This is a genomic window from Streptomyces fuscigenes, from assembly GCF_021556455.1.
GTDB classification, from domain to species: Bacteria; Actinomycetota; Actinomycetes; order Streptomycetales; family Streptomycetaceae; genus Streptomyces; species Streptomyces fuscigenes.
Window position 1 is genome coordinate 1 of record NZ_JAKGCV010000082.1, and the last position, 17,312, is coordinate 17,312.

12 protein-coding genes are annotated in these 17,312 nt (G+C 71.8%); 6 read left to right on the top strand and 6 right to left on the bottom strand.

The window, feature by feature from the left end; all coding sequences use genetic code 11:
• Positions 1–51: 51 nt before the first annotated feature.
• Together L1885_RS10300 and metH are read right to left on the bottom strand one after the other, a co-directional pair.
• A complete protein-coding gene (locus L1885_RS10300; RefSeq protein ID WP_235796737.1) occupies positions 52–753 on the bottom strand; it encodes an HAD family hydrolase in 702 nt (233 codons plus the stop codon).
• A 151-nt stretch (positions 754–904) separates the two neighbouring features.
• Positions 905–4,420: a methionine synthase gene (gene metH, locus L1885_RS10305; protein WP_235796738.1), complete on the bottom strand. Its 3,516-nt coding sequence runs from the start codon at positions 4,418–4,420 to the stop codon at positions 905–907.
• Between the two features lie 196 nt (positions 4,421–4,616).
• Between metH and L1885_RS10310 the strand changes: the two genes are divergently transcribed.
• The 5 genes from L1885_RS10310 to L1885_RS10330 all read left to right on the top strand — a co-directional run bounded on the left by L1885_RS10310 (position 4,617) and on the right by L1885_RS10330 (position 10,548).
• Positions 4,617–5,417, top strand: a complete 801-nt coding sequence (locus L1885_RS10310; RefSeq protein WP_235796739.1) for an IclR family transcriptional regulator — start codon at positions 4,617–4,619, stop codon at positions 5,415–5,417.
• A gap of 223 nt (positions 5,418–5,640) precedes the next feature.
• Entirely contained in the window at positions 5,641–6,432 is a 792-nt protein-coding gene (locus tag L1885_RS10315) for an MIP/aquaporin family protein (RefSeq protein ID WP_235796740.1), read from the top strand.
• A gap of 64 nt (positions 6,433–6,496) precedes the next feature.
• Positions 6,497–8,044 (top strand): glycerol kinase GlpK, encoded by a 1,548-nt coding sequence (gene glpK, locus L1885_RS10320; RefSeq protein WP_372481908.1) that lies wholly within the window; start codon positions 6,497–6,499, stop codon positions 8,042–8,044.
• Positions 8,045–8,155: 111 nt separating this feature from the next.
• Positions 8,156–9,769 carry a glycerol-3-phosphate dehydrogenase/oxidase gene (locus tag L1885_RS10325; RefSeq protein ID WP_235796741.1) on the top strand — a complete coding sequence of 538 codons (1,614 nt, stop codon included), beginning with the start codon at positions 8,156–8,158 and terminating at the stop codon, positions 9,767–9,769.
• 107 nt (positions 9,770–9,876) lie between these two features.
• Positions 9,877–10,548 carry a FadR/GntR family transcriptional regulator gene (locus tag L1885_RS10330; protein ID WP_235796742.1) on the top strand — a complete coding sequence of 224 codons (672 nt, stop codon included), beginning with the start codon at positions 9,877–9,879 and terminating at the stop codon, positions 10,546–10,548.
• 162 nt (positions 10,549–10,710) lie between these two features.
• On the opposite strand, the gene L1885_RS10335 is transcribed toward L1885_RS10330, so the two are convergent.
• From L1885_RS10335 to L1885_RS10350, 4 genes are all read right to left on the bottom strand, one after another.
• On the bottom strand, positions 10,711–11,736 hold the full coding sequence (locus tag L1885_RS10335) for an ABC transporter permease (RefSeq protein ID WP_235796743.1): 1,026 nt from the start codon (positions 11,734–11,736) through the stop codon (positions 10,711–10,713).
• The gene (locus tag L1885_RS10340; RefSeq protein ID WP_235796744.1) at positions 11,733–13,301 is read right to left on the bottom strand and encodes a sugar ABC transporter ATP-binding protein; all 1,569 of its coding nucleotides are present in this window, start codon (positions 13,299–13,301) and stop codon (positions 11,733–11,735) included. The genes L1885_RS10335 and L1885_RS10340 overlap by 4 nt, the downstream gene beginning before the upstream one ends.
• 5 nt (positions 13,302–13,306) lie before the next feature.
• On the bottom strand, positions 13,307–14,374 hold the full coding sequence (locus L1885_RS10345; protein ID WP_235796745.1) for a sugar ABC transporter substrate-binding protein: 1,068 nt from the start codon (positions 14,372–14,374) through the stop codon (positions 13,307–13,309).
• Between the two features lie 173 nt (positions 14,375–14,547).
• Positions 14,548–15,867, bottom strand: coding sequence for an enolase C-terminal domain-like protein (locus tag L1885_RS10350; protein ID WP_235796746.1), 1,320 nt, complete (start codon positions 15,865–15,867; stop codon positions 14,548–14,550).
• A gap of 336 nt (positions 15,868–16,203) precedes the next feature.
• Here L1885_RS10350 and L1885_RS10355 point away from each other — a divergent pair.
• A partial coding sequence (locus L1885_RS10355) for a PAC2 family protein (RefSeq protein WP_235796747.1) occupies positions 16,204–17,312 on the top strand: 1,109 nt, incomplete at its 3' end.

Consider the following 17,312-nt stretch of genomic DNA (forward strand, 5'->3'; position numbering starts at 1 on the left):
ACGGCGCCCGGCCCCACCGTCCTCGCCGGGCCGCGCCGCCGGCGGCCGCGCTCAGCGCGTGCGGGCGGGCAGGGCGCGCAGGAGCGCCAGGTCGACCTCTTCGAGCGAGGTGACGACGCGCCGGCCGGGGGCGGGCTCGATCGGCGCGATGGAGGGGACGACGAGGACGCGGCAGCCGGCGGCCTCGGCGGAGGCCACGCCCGTGGCGGTGTCCTCGATGACGGCGCACCGGCCGGGGTCCGCGCCGAGTCCCCGGGCCGCGATCAGGTACGGGTCCGGATGCGGCTTCGTGCGGGCCACCTCGTCGCCCGCGACCGTGAGCGTGAAGTGCTCGGGGCCCAGCGAGCGCAGCACCTGGTCGATGATGCTGCGGTGCGAGGCCGAGACGAGCGCGGTGGGGACCCGGTGCGCGGTGAGTTCCGCGAGCAGGCGCGCGGCCCCGGGCATCAGCGGCACGCCCTGTCTGATGCGGTCCTCGAAGGCGCTGTTGAGCAGCAGCACCATGTCGTCGAGGCCCACGGAGGCGCCGGTGGCCTCGATGAGGAACCCGGCGCTGCGCGCCATCGGCCCGCCCACCACGATGTCGCGCCAGCCCTCGTCCAGGACGTGGCCGAGCTCCTTGAAGACCTCGACCTCGGCGTCCCACCAGAGGCCCTCGCTGTCCACCAGGGTGCCGTCCATGTCGAGCAGCACGGCCTGCAGGGCGGAGCCCTCGGCCGTCGTGGACATCGACGTGGGGACCGTACTGGTCATCCGGCACACCTCCGTGAGGGGACGAGAAGGCCGGCCGCTGCCCACGGGGTTCCCCGCCAGGGCCGGCGGCCGGCCTGCACTGGACCGACCAGTGTACGTCCCGCCTGCGCGCCGCGCCCGGTCGGCGGGCGTGCCCCGGGTGACGATCCGGTTACCGCGCGTTGAAGTACTTCGCCTCCGGGTGGTGGATGACGATGGCGTCGGTGGACTGCTCCGGGTGGAGTTGGAACTCCTCGGAGAGCTGGACACCGATGCGCTCGGGCTCCAGCAGGGCGGCGATCTTCGCGCGGTCCTCCAGGTCGGGGCAGGCCCCGTAGCCCAGCGAGAAGCGGGCGCCGCGGTACTTCAGCGAGAACATGTCCTCGACGTCCGCCGGGTCCTCGCCCGCGAAGCCGAGCTCGGAGCGCACGCGGGCGTGCCAGTACTCCGCGAGGGCCTCGGCCAGCTGCACGGACAGGCCGTGGAGCTCCAGGTAGTCGCGGTAGGAGTTGGCCTCGAACAGCTCGGCGGTGCGCTCGCCGATGCGCGAGCCGACGGTGACGACCTGGAAGCCGACGACGTCCGTCTCGCCCGAGTCCTCCGGGCGGAAGAAGTCCGCGAGGCACAGGTGCCGGCCCCGGCGCTGGCGCGGGAAGGTGAAGCGGGTGCGCTCGGCGCCGTCCTCGCCCAGGACGATCAGGTCGTCCCCCTTCGACACGCACGGGAAGTAGCCGTAGACGACGGCCGCCTCCAGCAGGTTCTGCGTGTGCATCTGGTCGAGCCAGCCGCGCAGGTGCGGGCGGCCCTCGCTCTCGACGAGCTCCTGGTACGAGGGGCCGTCGCCGGCCCGGTTCTCCTTCAGGCCCCACTGGCCCTTGAAGAGGGCGCCCTCGTCGAGCCAGGAGGCGTACTCCGCGAGCTGGATGCCCTTGACGACGCGGCTGCCCCAGAACGGCGGGGCCGGCACCGGGTTGTCGGTGGCGACGTCGGAGCGGGTGACGGTCCCCTCCTCCGGCCGCTCCAGCACGGCGGTCGTCGCGGCGGACTTGACCCGGCGCTGCTTGAGCTCGGGCAGCGTCGCGCCGGGCACGCCCCGCTTGACGGCGATCAGCGCGTCCATGAGCCGCAGCCCCTCGAACGCGTCGCGCGCGTAGCGGACCTCGCCCTCGTAGATCTCGTGGAGGTCCTGCTCGACGTACGCGCGGGTCAGGGCGGCGCCGCCCAGGATGACAGGGTAGTCCGCGGCCATGCTGCGCTGGTTGAGCTCCTCCAGGTTCTCCTTCATGATCACCGTGGACTTGACCAGGAGCCCCGACATGCCGATGACGTCGGCCCTGTGCTCCTCGGCCGCCTCCAGGATCGCGGAGACGGGCTGCTTGATCCCGAGGTTGACCACGTTGTAGCCGTTGTTGGACAGGATGATGTCGACGAGGTTCTTGCCGATGTCGTGGACGTCGCCGCGGACGGTGGCGAGGACGATCGTGCCCTTGCCTTCGGCGTCGGTCTTCTCCATGTGCGGTTCGAGGTAGGCCACCGCGGACTTCATGACCTCGGCGGACTGGAGCACGAACGGCAGCTGCATCTTGCCGGAGCCGAACAGCTCGCCGACGACCTTCATGCCGTTCAGCAGAGTCTCGTTGACGATGTCCAGCGCGGGGCGCTCGGCGAGCGCGGCGTCGAGGTCGCCCTCCAGGCCGTTCTTCTCGCCGTCGATGATGCGGCGCTCCAGGCGCTCGTTCAGCGGCAGCGCGAGCAGTTCCTCGGCCCTGCCGTCCTTCATCGACTTGGTGTTGACGCCCTCGAACAGCTCCATCAGCTTCTGGAGCGGGTCGTAGCCCTCGGAGCGGCGGTCGTAGATCAGGTCGAGTGCCGTCGTGACCTGCTCCTCGTCCAGGCGCGCGATGGGCAGGATCTTGGAGGCGTGCACGATCGCCGAGTCGAGCCCGGCCTTGACGCACTCGTCCAGGAAGACGGAGTTGAGGACGACGCGCGCGGCCGGGTTGAGGCCGAAGGAGATGTTGGACAGGCCGAGCGTCGTCTGCACGTCGGGGTGGCGGCGCTTGAGCTCGCGGATCGCCTCGATGGTGGCCGCGCCGTCGCCGCGCGACTCCTCCTGGCCCGTACAGATGGTGAAGGTGAGGCAGTCGACGAGGATGTCCGACTCGTGGATGCCCCAGTTGCCCGTCAGGTCACCGATCAGGCGCTCCGCGACGGCCACCTTGTGCTCGGCGGTGCGGGCCTGGCCCTGCTCGTCGATGGTCAGGGCGATCAGGGCGGCGCCGTGCTCCGCGGCCAGCTGCGTGACCTTGTGGAAGCGGGACTCGGGGCCGTCGCCGTCCTCGTAGTTGACCGAGTTGATGACGGCACGGCCGCCGAGCTTCTCCAGGCCGGCGCGCAGGACGTCCAGCTCGGTGGAGTCCAGCACGATCGGCAGGGTGGAGGCGGTGGCGAAGCGCCCCGCCAGCTCCTCCATGTCGGCGACGCCGTCGCGGCCCACGTAGTCGACGCAGAGGTCGAGCATGTGGGCGCCCTCGCGGATCTGGTCGCGCGCCATCTCGACGCAGTCGTCCCAGCGGCCCTCGAGCATGGCCTCGCGGAACTTCCTGGAGCCGTTGGCGTTCGTGCGCTCGCCGATCGCCAGGTACGAGGTGTCCTGCCGGAAGGGCACGGTCTGGTACAGGGAGGCGGCGCCCGGCTCGGGCTGCGGCGCGCGCTCGCGCCGCTCGGCTCCCCGTACCCGCTCGACGACCTGGCGCAGGTGCTCGGGCGTGGTGCCGCAGCAGCCGCCGACGAGGGAGATGCCGTACTCGGCGACGAAGGTCTCCTGCGCGTCGGCCAGCTCGCCGGGCTGGAGCGGGTAGTGGGCGCCGTCCTTGCCGAGGACGGGCAGGCCGGCGTTCGGCATGCAGGACAGCGGGACGCGGGAGTGCTGCGCGAGGTAGCGCAGGTGCTCGCTCATCTCCGATGGGCCCGTCGCGCAGTTCAGGCCGATCATGTCGATGCCGAGGGGCTCCAGCGCGGTGAGCGCGGCGCCGATCTCGGAGCCGAGCAGCATGGTCCCGGTGGTCTCGACGGTGACCGAGCAGATGATCGGGAGGTTGGTGCCCGTCGCCGCCAGGGCGCGGCGCGCGCCGAGGACGGCGGCCTTCGTCTGGAGCAGGTCCTGCGTGGTCTCGACGAGGAGCGCGTCGGCGCCGCCCGCGATCATGCCCTCGGCGTTGCGCTGGTAGGCGTCGCGGAGCTTGACGTAGGGGGCGTGGCCGAGGGTCGGCAGCTTCGTGCCCGGTCCCATGGAACCCAGCACCCAGCGCTGCTGTCCGGTGGACGCGGTGAACTCGTCGGCGACCTCGCGGGCGATGGCCGCGCCGGCCTCCGACAGCTCGAACACGCGCTCGGGGATGTCGTACTCGCCGAGGGCGGCGAAGTTGGCGCCGAAGGTGTTCGTCTCCACACAGTCGACCCCGGCCGCGAAGTACTCCTGGTGGACGGAGCGGACGATGTCCGGCCGCGTCACGTTCAGGATCTCGTTGCAGCCTTCCAGGTCCTGGAAGTCCGCGAGGCTGGGCTCCTGGGCCTGGAGCATGGTGCCCATGGCTCCGTCGGCGACCACCACGCGGGTGGCGAACGCGTCACGCAGGGCATCGACTCGGCTACGGCTGTCGGTGGAGGGGGTCGGCGACGAGGCCATGGATTCACTCCCGTAGATGCGACGGCTGTCGGCTTTGCCCCGCGCGGTGCGTGGGGCACCCGGCCAGGGTAGCCGGGGTGTGCCGCGAGGCGGGGCGGGCGTCCACGGCGTGGTCCCCCCGTACTGCCTTCGGCAGACGGATTCGGCATACGCCGATACTGTTCAGCATTGTCGAATAGCGAACGGAGTCCCCTCCATGGCGAAGAACATTCAGTCGCTTGAGCGGGCTGCGGCCGTGCTGCGCCTGCTGGCCGGGGGCGAGCGCCGGCTGGGCCTGTCCGACATCGCCTCCTCGCTGGGGCTTGCCAAGGCAACGGCGCACGGCATCCTGCGGACCCTCCAGGCGGAGGGGTTCGTCGAGCAGGAGGCGGCCTCGGGGCGCTACCAGCTGGGCGCGGAGCTGCTGCGGCTGGGCAACAGCTACCTGGACGTGCACGAACTGCGCTCGCGCGCCCTGGTGTGGACGGACGACCTGGCGCGGTCGAGCGGCGAGAGCGTCCACCTGGGCGTCCTGCACCAGGGGGGCGTCCTGATCGTCCACCACGTCTTCAGACCCGACGACAGCCGGCAGGTCCTGGAGGTGGGGGCCATGCAGCCGCTGCACTGCACCGCGCTCGGGAAGGTGCTGTGCGCCTTCGATCCCGTGGCGCACAACGAGGCGATCGAGGGCCGGCGCCCCTCCCTCACGGCCCGGACGGTCACCCTGCCCGTCCCCTTCGAGGCGGAGCTCGCCGCCGTGCGGGAGCGGGGCTGGGCGAGTGACGTCGAGGAGACGTGGGACGGAGTGTCGGCGGTGGCCGCCCCGATCCGCGACCGCCACGGGATGGCGGTGGGGGCGATCGCGGTGACGGGGGCCAGTGAGCGCCTCGGCGTGCCGGGCGCGGCGGCGGGCGCCGCGGGGCGGCCGGAGGCGGCCGGGGTGCGGCCCGATCTGGCGGCCGCGGTGCGGGACTGCGCGCGCGGTGTGTCCCGGGACATCGGCAACGGGCGGTTTTGACCCGAATAGCGCATGATCTGAAGTGCGTGAGGTTCCGAGGGCGGAACCCTTGACGTCACTTGGGCACAGTACGAGACTGCCGTACAGCGGTCGACATTGTCGAACGGTCACCGACGAGATTAGCGGCGACACGACGGCACGACTGGCAGAAAGTGCCCTGTAAGGAGGGTGCGGACCGCCGGCACCCACCGGAGATCCGCCTTCCTGGACGAAGGAGTCTCGGGTGTCCAATCTCGACATATTCGTGGGTGAGACCTCCGGCACCGCAGCGCTTCTGCTGCTCGGTGGCGGCGTGGTCGCCGGCGTTGTGCTCAAGCGGTCCAAGGCGTTCGGCGCCGGCTGGGTGGCGATCAGCTTCGGCTGGGGCTTCGCGGTCATGGTCGGCGCGTACCTGTCCGCGCCGAAGTCGGCCGCGTCGCTGAATCCGGCGGTGACCCTGGCCCTGGCCATCCAGGGCGGCATCAAATGGGGCGACGTCCCCCTTTACATGGGATCCGAGTTGCTCGGCGCCATGATCGGCGCGTTCCTTGTATGGGTGGCCTACATGGGCCAGTTCAAGGCGTTCCTCGAGGACCCGGAGGTGCTCGCGGCGCAGCCGGCCGAGGAGGGCCTTGTCGACCAGAAGACCGCGCCGAAGGCCGGTCCCGTGCTCGGCATCTTCTCCACCGGACCGGAGATCCGGCACTACGTGCAGAACTTCATCACCGAGGTGATCGGGACGTTCGTCCTGGTCATCGCGATCCTGACCCAGGGTCTCAACCAGAAGGGCAACGGACTCGGCCCGATCGGCATCCTGATCACCGCCTTCGTCGTGGTCTCCATCGGCCTGTCGCTCGGTGGTCCCACCGGGTACGCCATCAACCCCGCACGCGACCTCGGTCCCCGCATCGTCCACGCCCTCCTGCCGCTGCGGAACAAGGGCGGCTCGGACTGGACGTACGCGTGGGTCCCGGTGTTCGGGCCCCTCGCGGGCGCGGCCCTGGCGGCCGGGTTCTACGAGCTCGCGTTCGCGTGAGCCCGGACCGGCACCCGCGCCTTTGACGTTATTCGACTTCTCCGACGGAGCAGGAGCTGACATCGTGAGTGACAACACGACAGGGACCTCGTCCCACGGGACGGGCCCGTTCATCGCCGCCATCGACCAGGGCACGACTTCGAGCCGCTGCATCGTCTTCGACCGCGACGGCCGCATCGTGGCCGTCGACCAGAAGGAGCACGAGCAGATCTTCCCCAAGCCGGGCTGGGTGGAGCACAACGCCGCCGAGATCTGGGTCAACGTGCAGGAAGTGGTCGCGGGCGCCATCAGCAAGGCCGGCATCACCAAGGACGACGTCAAGGCGATCGGCATCACCAACCAGCGCGAGACGACGCTGCTGTGGGACAAGAACACCGGCGAGCCGGTCCACAACGCCATCGTCTGGCAGGACACCCGCACCGACGCGCTCACCCGCGAGCTCGGGCGCAACGTCGGCGCCGACCGGTGGCGCCGGGAGACCGGCCTGCCGCTGTCCACGTACTTCGCCGGCCCGAAGGCCCGCTGGCTGCTGGACAACGTCGAGGGGCTGCGCGAGCGCGCGGAGCGCGGCGACATCCTCTTCGGCACCATGGACTCCTGGGTCATCTGGAACCTCACCGGCGGGACGAACGGCGGCGCGCACGTCACCGACGTCACCAACGCCTCCCGCACCATGCTGATGAACCTCCACAACATGGAGTGGGACCAGCGGATCTGCGAGTCCATGGGCGTCCCGTCCGTGATGCTCCCGGAGATCAAGTCCTCCGCGGAGGTGTACGGGACGGCCAAGGGCGGCGCGCTCGACGGCGTACCCGTCGCCTCGGCGCTCGGCGACCAGCAGGCCGCCCTGTTCGGCCAGTGCTGCTTCAGCGAGGGCGACGCGAAGTCCACGTACGGCACCGGCACGTTCATGCTGATGAACACGGCCACCAAGCCGGTCAACTCGTACGCGGGCCTGCTGACCACGGTCGGCTACCGCATCGGCGACCAGCCGGCGGTGTACGCGCTGGAGGGCTCCATCGCGGTCACCGGCGCCCTCGTGCAGTGGATGCGCGACCAGATGGGCCTGATCAAGACGGCGCCGGAGATCGAGACGCTGGCCTCGTCCGTCGACGACAACGGCGGCGCGTACTTCGTGCCGGCGTTCTCGGGCCTGTTCGCGCCCCACTGGAACCCGGACGCCCGCGGCGTGATCACCGGTCTGACCGGTTACGTCACCAAGGCGCACATCGCGCGGGCCGTCCTGGAGGCCACGGCCTGGCAGACCCGCGAGATCAGCGACGCCATGACGAAGGACTCGGGCGTCGAGCTGACCACGCTGAAGGTCGACGGCGGCATGACCGCCAACAACCTGCTGATGCAGACGCTCGCCGACGTCCTCGACGCCCCGGTCGTGCGCCCGCTGGTCGCGGAGACCACGGCGCTCGGCGCGGCGTACGCGGCGGGCCTCGCGGTCGGCTTCTGGCCCGACACGGAGGCGCTGCGCGCCAACTGGCGCCGGGCCGCCGAGTGGACCCCGCAGATGGACAAGGGCGTCCGCGACCGCGAGTACAAGAACTGGCTCAAGGCCGTGGACCGGTCCAAGGGCTGGCTCGACGAGAGCGACGTCTGACCAGACAGGCGCCGCACCCCGGCCGCCGGCACCCCGGCGGCCGTCCGAGCGGACACCGGTTGACACGGTCACAGAACCGACAGCCGCACCCATGGCTGACGAGGAGTACGTATGAACACCCCCCTGCGAGGCGCCCCGGCTCTCGGGACGCATCCGATCGGCGGCTCACTGCCGAGCCGTGCGGAGATCCGCGACCAGATGGACCGGGCTGCCTACGACCTGCTGGTGATCGGCGGCGGCATCCTGGGCATCTCGACGGCCTGGCACGCCTCGCAGTCGGGGCTGCGGGTGGCCCTGGTGGACAGCGGCGACTTCGCCGGGGCCACCTCCTCGGCCTCCTCCAAGCTCCTGCACGGCGGCCTGCGCTACCTGCAGACCGGCGCGGTCAGGCTCGTGGCGGAGAACCACTTCGAGCGGCGGGCCGTCGCCCACCAGGTCGCCCCGCACCTGGCCAACCCGCTCACCTTCTACCTGCCGGTCTACAAGGGCGGCCCGCACAGCGCGGGCAAGCTAGGGGCGGGCGTCTTCGCCTACTCGGCGCTGTCCGCGTTCGGCGACGGCGTGGGCCACCTGATCGGCGCGGAGAAGGCCCGGCGCGCGGTGCCCGAGCTGCGCACCGACAACCTGCGGGCGGTCGCCGTCTACGGCGACGACCAGATGAACGACGCGCGCATGGCGCTGATGACGGTCCGCGCCGCCGTCGACGCCGGCGCCGTGGTCCTCAACCACGCGCAGGTCACCGGGCTGCGCTTCACGGGGGGCCGGGTGACCGGCGCCGACCTGAAGGACCAGCTCGACGGCAGTGAGTTCGGCATCGACGCCCGGCTCGTGCTCAACGCCACCGGCCCCTGGGTCGACCACCTGCGGGCCATGGAGGACCCGGGCGCCTCCCCGTCCATCCGGCTGTCGAAGGGCGCGCACCTGGTGATGCGCAGGACCTCGCCGTGGCGGGCCGCGCTCGCGACCCCGATCGACAAGTACCGCATCACCTTCGCGCTGCCGTGGGAGGACATGCTCGTCCTCGGCACCACGGACGAGGAGTACGAGGGCGACCCGGCGGACGTCGCCGTCAACGAGAAGGACATCCGGCAGATCCTCGACGAGGCGTCGCTCTCCGTGCGCGACCAGCAGGTCTCCCGCGACCAGATCGCCTACGCCTACGCGGGCCTGCGGGTGCTGCCGGGCGGTCCCGGCGGCACCGAGACGGCCAAGCGGGAGACCGTGGTGACCGAGGGCCGGGGCGGCATGCTCTCGGTCGCGGGCGGCAAGTGGACGACGTTCCGCCACATCGGCCGCACCGTCCTGAACAAGCTGGAGACACTGCCCGGCCACCCGCTGGGCCGCGACGCGCAGCCCGTCTCGGAGCTGCCCAAGAAGATGCCGCTGCCGGGCATCGCCAACCCGCACGCCGTCGCGCACCGCCTCATGATCGACGAGGGCGTCGCGGACGGCGGCATCGCCCCGGACACCGCCCGCCACCTGGCGACGCACTACGGCACCCTCTCGTACGACATCGCACGGCTGACGTACGAGAACCCGGAGCTCGGCGAGCGCATCCACCCGGACGCCCCGGAGATCTGGGCGCAGGTCGCCTACGCGCGCGACCACGAGTGGGCGCAGACCGCGCAGGACGTGCTGCGCCGCCGCACCACGCTCACCATCCGCGGTCTCGACACGGACGAGATCAAGACGAAGGTGGAGGAAATGCTCGCCAAGCGCGGCTGACCGCGCTCCTCGCCGGTGACCGGCCGGACCGGACCGGTGCATCTGTCCCCCAGGGCCCTCCGCCCGACGCATAATGGGCAGATACATCGGATGTCTGGAGGTCGCCCGTGGCTGTCACCGACGAGGCCATAGAGAAGATCAAGGGGATGATCGTCTCCGGCGCGCTCCGCCCCGGTGACCGCCTCCCGAAGGAGAGCGAGCTGGCGGCCGATCTCGGCCTGTCACGCAACTCCCTGCGGGAGGCGGTGCGCGCGCTCGCCCTGATGCGCATCCTCGACGTGCGGCAGGGCGACGGCACGTACGTCACGAGCCTCGACCCGCAGCTGCTGCTCGAAGCGCTCAGCTTCGTCGTGGACTTCCACCGCGACGACACCGTGCTGGAGTTCCTGGCGGTGCGGCGCATCCTGGAGCCCGCCGCGACGGCGATGGCGAGCGCCCGGATCACCGCGGACGAGCTGACGGTGCTGGACCAGGGGCTGGACGCCCTGGGCCCGGAGCCGTCCGTGGAGGAACTGGTGGCCTCCGACCTGGAGTTCCACCGGGGCATCGTGCGCCACTCGGGCAACTCGGTGCTGCTGTCGCTGCTGGACGGGCTGTCCGGGCCGACGACCCGGGCGCGGATATGGCGCGGCCTGACGCAGCAGGACGCGGTCAGCCGCACCCTCCACGAGCACCGGGCGATCCTCGCCGCCCTGCGGGACCGGGACGCGGAGGCGGCGAGATCCTGGGCCACGGTGCACATCGCGAGCGTGGAGATGTGGCTGCGCTCGACGCTGTGACGGGCGGCCGGGGGCGCCGCCGTCCGCGAGGCGGGCGGCAACGCTCCCCGGGGCGCGGCGCACGTCACCGGAGCCGCCACCACGACACGCACGGCACGGGGCCCGCCTCCCCTTTGCGGGAGGGGCGGGCCCCGTCCTCGCCCGTGCGGGCCGCGCGGCGGCTCAGTCCTGCTTCTCGCCGCTCGCGAACCGGGAGACGATCAGCGCGACGATGATGATCGCGCCGTTGAGGAACTGGTCCCACTCCGGCGGTACGCCGGCGAGCGTCATCACGTTCACCACGAGCTGGAGGGTCAGCACACCGGTCAGGGCCCCGAAGATGGTGCCCCGCCCGCCCTTGAGGCTCACGCCGCCGATCACGGCAGCGGCGAACACGTTGAAGATCCACCCGTTGCCCTGGTCGGCCGCGACCGAGCCGTAGTGCCCGGTGTAGAGGATGCCGGCGAACGCCGCGAGCAGGCTGGCGATGCCGAGGACGATCCAGGTGACCCGGTCGACCCGGATGCCGGCCGCGCGGGCCGCCTCCGGATTGCCGCCGATCGCGTACAGCGACCGGCCGTGCCGGAACCAGGCCAGCGCCGCACCGCCCGCCGCGAACAGCACCAGGCACAGCCACACGGCCGCGGGCAGCCCGATCCACTGGGTCCGGCCGAGGTAGCGGAAGGACTCGGGCACGTCCGAGATGGACTTGCCGCCCGTGATGCCGATCTGCAGGCCGCGCAGCATGGTCAGCATGCCGAGGGTGGCGATGAAGCCGTTGACGCGCAGCTTCAGGATCAGGAAGGCGTTGAACGCCCCGATCGCGAGGCCCACGAGCAGGTCGAACGGGATCGCCGTCCAGGTCGGCAGGCCCAGGCCGTTGAACCGGCCGCCGTGGGTCGGCAGCACCAGCCACATCGCGATGGCCGGGGCCACGCCGATGGTCGACTCCAGCGAGAGGTCCATCCGGCCCGCGATCAGCACCAGCGCCTCGCCGAGCACCAGCAGGCTCAGCTCGGACGCCGACTGGAGGACGCCCGTGAGGTTGTTGGCGGTCAGGAACGCCGGCGAGACGATGAAGCCGATCACCATCAGCACGACGATCACGGGCACGAGCGAGAAGTCGCTCCACCGGATCAGCCGGAGCCGGGCGCGCGGGCCCAGGCTCTCCGTACGGTCCGCCACCGGCGGACGCATGGTCTCGGTCATTCCCGCTCCCCCACACCTTCCATGGCCGCGACCAGCTCCCGGTCGCTCCAGCCGCTGCCGAACGTGGCCACCACGCGCCCGTGGAACAGGGCGAGGACGCGGTCGCACACCCGCAGATCGTCCAGCTCGTCCGAGATGATCACGGCCGCGCTGCCCTCGTCGGCCACCCGGCGCACCACGCCGAGCAGCGAGTCCTTCGATTTGATGTCGACACCGGCCGTGGGCCGCACGGCCACCAGGGCCTTCGGGTTTCGCGCGAGGGCGCGCGCCACCACGACCTTCTGCTGGTTGCCGCCGGACAGGCCGGTGACCTGCTGTTCGGGGCCGGTGGTCTTGATGTCGAGCGCCTCGATCATCGTGCGGGCGAACGCCCGGGTGCGCGAGGGCAGCACGGTCCCGAGCGGCCCGAGCTGGTCGGCGACCGTCAGCGTCGCGTTCTCCGCCACGCTGCGCGTCGACACCAGGCCCTGGAGGTGCCGGTCCTCGGGGATGTAGCCGATGCCCGCGTCCAGCGCGTCCGGCACGCTGCCGGGCCGCACGGCCCGGCCGGCCACCGCCACCGAGCCGGAGGTGGGCGCCCGCATGCCGACGAGGACCTCGCCGAGCGCGGTCGTGCCGCTCGCGGCGGCGCCCGCGACCCCGAGCACCTCACCGGGCCGCACCTCCAGGTCGAGCGGCTCGAAGACGCCCTCCAGCGCGAGCCGTCCGGTGCGCAGGAGGGGCGTGGCGCGCGAGAGCTCACCGGAGTTCTCCCCGGCGTGCCAGGCGCCGGCGGAGCGCGCCGCGTCGCCGGTCATCGCCGCCACCAGGTCGTCCTTCGGCAGGTCGGCGACCTGCGCGCTCAGCACGTGCCGCGCGTCGCGGTAGACGGTCACCGCGGTGCACAGCTCGTACACCTCCTGGAGGTGGTGCGAGATGAACAGGAACGCCACGCCCCGGGCCTGCAGTTCGCGCAGTTTGGTGAACAGCCGCTGGATGCCCCGCGCGTCGAGCTGCGCGGTCGGCTCGTCCAGGACGATCAGGCGGGCGCCGAAGGACAGCGCCCGCGCGATCTCCACGAACTGCCGCTGCTCCACGGTCAGGTCCTTCGCGCGGGCCGTGGGATCGACGTCCACGCCGTAGCCGGCGAGGAGGTCGGCGGCCCGTCGCCGCAGCCCGCGCCAGCCGATCAGGCCGCCCGAACCCGCTCCCGCGCCGCCGAAGTTGTTCAGGAAGAGGTTCTCCGCGACCGTCAGGTCCGGGACGACCATGGACTTCTGGTACACGCACGCGACCTTGGACTGCCAGGCCGCCGTGTCCCCGTAGGCGGGAGCCGGCTCGCCGCCGAAGGAGACCCGGCCCTCGTCCGGCCGGTGCAGGCCGGTGAGGACGCTGACGAGCGTCGACTTGCCCGCGCCGTTGCGGCCGACGAGCGCGTGCGACTCGCCGGGCCGCACGGTGAGCCGGACGCCGTCCAGCGCGAGCGTCGAGCCGAAGCTCTTGACGACGCCCTCCGCGTGCACCGCGGCGGGCGCGCCGGCCGGCGCCCCTGCCGCGTGCGGTGGCTGTGCTGCTGCGTCTCTCATCGCCGCTACTTCTTGTCCAGCTGGTTGGCCCACAGCTTCGGGTCGTCCACGTTGGCCTTGGTCACGAGGGGCGCGGGGAGCTGGTCCTCGAAGCCGTTCGGGATCTTGATGATCTTGGAGTCGTGGTCCGTCGGGCCGACCTTCTGCTTCTTGCCCTCGACGGCCTCCTTGGCGTACTGGAGGGCGTACTTGGCGTACAGGTCCGCGGGCTGCGAGATCGTGGCGTCGATCTGGCCCTTGCGGATCGCGTCGAACTCCTGCGGGATGCCGTCGTTGGAGATGATGGTGATGTGGCCCTTGGTGCCTGCGGGCTTCAGCAGGTTCTTCTGCTGGAGCAGCGCCAGGGTGGGTGCCAGGAACACACCGCCGGCCTGCATGTAGAGGCCGTTGAGGTCCGGGTTGGCCGCCAGGGTGGACTGGAGCTTCGACGACGCGACGTCGCCCTCCCAGTTGGTGGCGAGCTCGATCACCTTGATGGCGGGGAAGTTCTTGTCCATGCAGGACTTGAACGCCTGGGAGCGGTCGCGCCCGTTGATGGACGACAGGTCGCCCTCGAACTCCGCGACCTTGCCCTTGCCCTTCAGCTGCTGCCCGAGGTACATGCACGCCTTGGTGCCGTAGGCGACGTTGTCGGCGCGCACCACCATGTACACCTTGCCCTTGTCGGGGCGGGTGTCGACGCTGACCACGGGTATCTTCTTGTCGCTCAGCGTCTGCAGGGTCTCGGCGACCGCGCCGGTGTCCTGCGGGGCCATCACGATGGCCTTCGCGCCCTGGTCGGTCAGCGCCTGCACGTTGGAGGCCAGCTTGCCGATGTCGTTCTGCGAGTTGGTCAGCGGAAGGGCGCTGACGGCGCCGCCCTTGATGTCCTTCTGGATGTACTGCTGGTACGAGTTCCAGAAGTCGGTGTCGCTGCGCGGCAGGTCGACGCCGACCTTGCCGCCGCCCGAGGCGCTGTCGCCGCCGCGGTTGCAGCCCGCGAGCGCCGCAACCGACAGCAGTACGGCGCATGCCGCGGCACCCGTCGTCCGCAGTCTGCCCAGTGGGGTGCGCCCCACGGTGTCTCGGAGCATGGTTGTCCCGTCCTTGGTGGTGTGTGTGTCGGTTCGGGTCGCGGGCCGCGGGCGCGGGCCCCGTGCTTGCCGGGCCGCGGCCGCCGCGTCGAAGACGGCTGCCCCGGCGGTGCCGGCGGGGTGGATGGCGGGCCGGGCCCGCGGGTGCGGCCCGCCGCGCGGGTCCTGCGCGCTCACGACGCGGACTCCCGCCCGGCGCGGCGGGCCTGCCACACGGGCCCGTCGGGGAAGCTGTACGCGGCGATCGACGCGGGCAGCATCCGGGCGGAGAACCCGGGCGCGTCGGGCGCCTCGTAGTGCCCGCCGACGACGCGCACCGGGTCCGCGAAGTGCTCGTGGAGGTGGTCGACGTACTCGATGACACGCCCTTCCTTGGTGCCCGAGACCGCGACGTAGTCGAACATCGACAGGTGCTGGACGAGCTCGCACAGGCCGACCCCGCCGGCGTGCGGGCACACCGGCATGCCGTACTTGGCCGCGAGCAGCAGGATCGCCACGTTCTCGTTCACGCCGGCCACGCGGGCCGCGTCGATCTGCACGAAGTCGACGGCGCCCGCCTGGAGCAGCTGCTTGAAGACGACCCGGTTCGCGACGTGCTCCCCGGTGGCGACCTTCACCGGCTGGCCGGACCTGATCGCGGCGTGGCCGAGCACGTCGTCGGGGCTCGTGGGCTCCTCGATCCAGTGCGGGTCGTAGGGGGCGAGGGCGGACATCCAGCGCACCGCCTCCGCCACGTCCCACCGCTGGTTGGCGTCCACGGCGATGCGGATGTCCGGGCCGACCGCCTCGCGGGCCAGCCGCATGCGGCGCACGTCGTCGCCGAGGTCGCCGCCCACCTTGAGCTTGATCTGCTCGAAACCGTCGGCCACGGCCTGCTTCGCCAGCATGACGAGCTTGCTGTCGGAGTAGCCGAGCCAGCCGGGCGAGGTGGTGTAGGCGGGGTAGCCCTCGGCGCGCAGCGCGGCGGCGCGTTCGGCGCGGCCGGGCACCGCGGCCCGCAGGATCTCCAGCGCCTCTTGTGGCGTCAGGACGTCCGTGAGGTAGCGGAAGTCCACCAGGGAGACGATCTCCTCGGGCGTCATGGAGGACAGGAACTGCCAGAGCGGCAGGCCGGCTTGGCGTGCCGCCAGGTCCCAGGCCGCGTTGACGACGGCCCCGGCCGCCATGTGCATCACGCCCTTCTCGGGCCCGAGCCAGCGTAGTTGGGAGTCGTGCGTCAGGTCGTGGTGGAGCGAGGCGAGTTGGGCCGCCGTGCGGGGGACGGGCCGGCCGACGACGTAGCCGCGCAGGGCCTCGATCGCGGCGGCCGTCACGTCGTTGCCCCGCCCGATGGTGAAGCAGAATCCGTGCCCTTCGGCGCCGTCCGTGGTACGCAGGACGACGTACGCCGCCGAGTAGTCGGGGTCCGGGTTCATGGCGTCGGAGCCGTCGAGCTGTTCCGAGGTCGGAAAGCGGATGTCGTGGACCTCGAACCCGGTGACGCAACGACTCATGCACGCGCTCCCTCGTGGGTGGGCAAGAACATCGGACCTCTGCGGTCATCCGATGTATAGCGCCGCAGACGGCGGATCGTCCAGAGCTAGGACGCAACTCAAGGTCACAGATCGGATGACTTGCCCTCGGCGGGGAGTTGAGCCGCAGGGACGCGCTCCTGCCTCCCGCGACTCCCGGACCCGCCGCCCGTCCGGTGCGAGCGGCCCGGGCGGGCACGTCCCGGCCGCTCGCGGGCCCTCTCGCCGCGCGCTGCGCGCGTACGCGGGACTGCGGGCGGGCAGCTTCGAAGCCGTAAGGTTGGTGCGTACGACGAAGAACTTCGGAAGGAGGCCTGGGTGATCGAGCTCGAGGGGGTTCCCGAGCTGATCGACCCGGTCATGGTGGCCGCGTTCGAGGGCTGGAACGACGCCGGAGACGCGGCGTCCACGGCGGTCGCCCACTTGGACCGGGAATGGAAGGGAGAGGTCTTCGCGGCACTGGACGCCGAGGACTACTACGACTTCCAGGTCAACCGGCCCACGGTTTTCATGGAGGACGGCGCGCGCAAGGTCACCTGGCCCACGACGCGGCTGTCCGTGGTACGGGTGTCCGGCGACACCCCGCGCGACCTGGTGCTCGTCCGCGGCATCGAGCCCTCGATGCGCTGGCGCTCCTTCTGCAACGAGCTCCTGGGCTTCGCGCACGAGCTGGGGGTGGAGCTGGTCGTCGTCCTCGGGGCGCTGCTCGGCGACACCCCGCACACCCGGCCGGTGCCGGTCAGCGGCGTCACGTCGGACCCGGCGCTCGCGCGGACGATGGACCTGGAGGAGACCCGCTACGAGGGCCCGACCGGCATCGTGGGCATCCTCCAGGAGGCGTGCACACACGCGGGCGTGCCGGCGGTGAGCCTGTGGGCCGCGGTCCCGCACTACGTCTCGCAGCCGCCGAACCCGAAGGCCACGCTCGCGCTGCTCAACCGGCTCGAGGACCTGATCGGCGTCCGCATCCCGCTGGGCGAGCTGACCGAGGACGCACGGGCCTGGCAGCTGGGCGTGGACCAACTCGCCTCCGAGGACAGCGAGGTGGCCGAGTACGTCCAGTCGCTGGAGGAGGCGCGGGACACCGCGGAGCTGCCGGAGGCGTCGGGCGAGGCGATCGCCCGCGAGTTCGAGCGCTACCTCAGAAGGCGCGACGGGGAGCCGGGCCGCGGCGGGTCCGCCGGCGGCCGGGCGACGGACGGGGGCGCGGGCCGCACCTGGCCGAAGCCCTCGCGCGGCACCCACGACCAGGAGGCCGGCGCGGGTGCGGACGCGGAGCACGGCGACGCGGCGGACGAGGCCCCGGACGGCCCGCCCGGGGCGGACGGCCGCGACCCCGCCGACGGTACGGGCGCCGCTGACGGCGCCGACGGCGCCGGAGGCCGGAGCGCGACGGGCGCGGACGGAGAGGCCGAGGCGGACGCCGG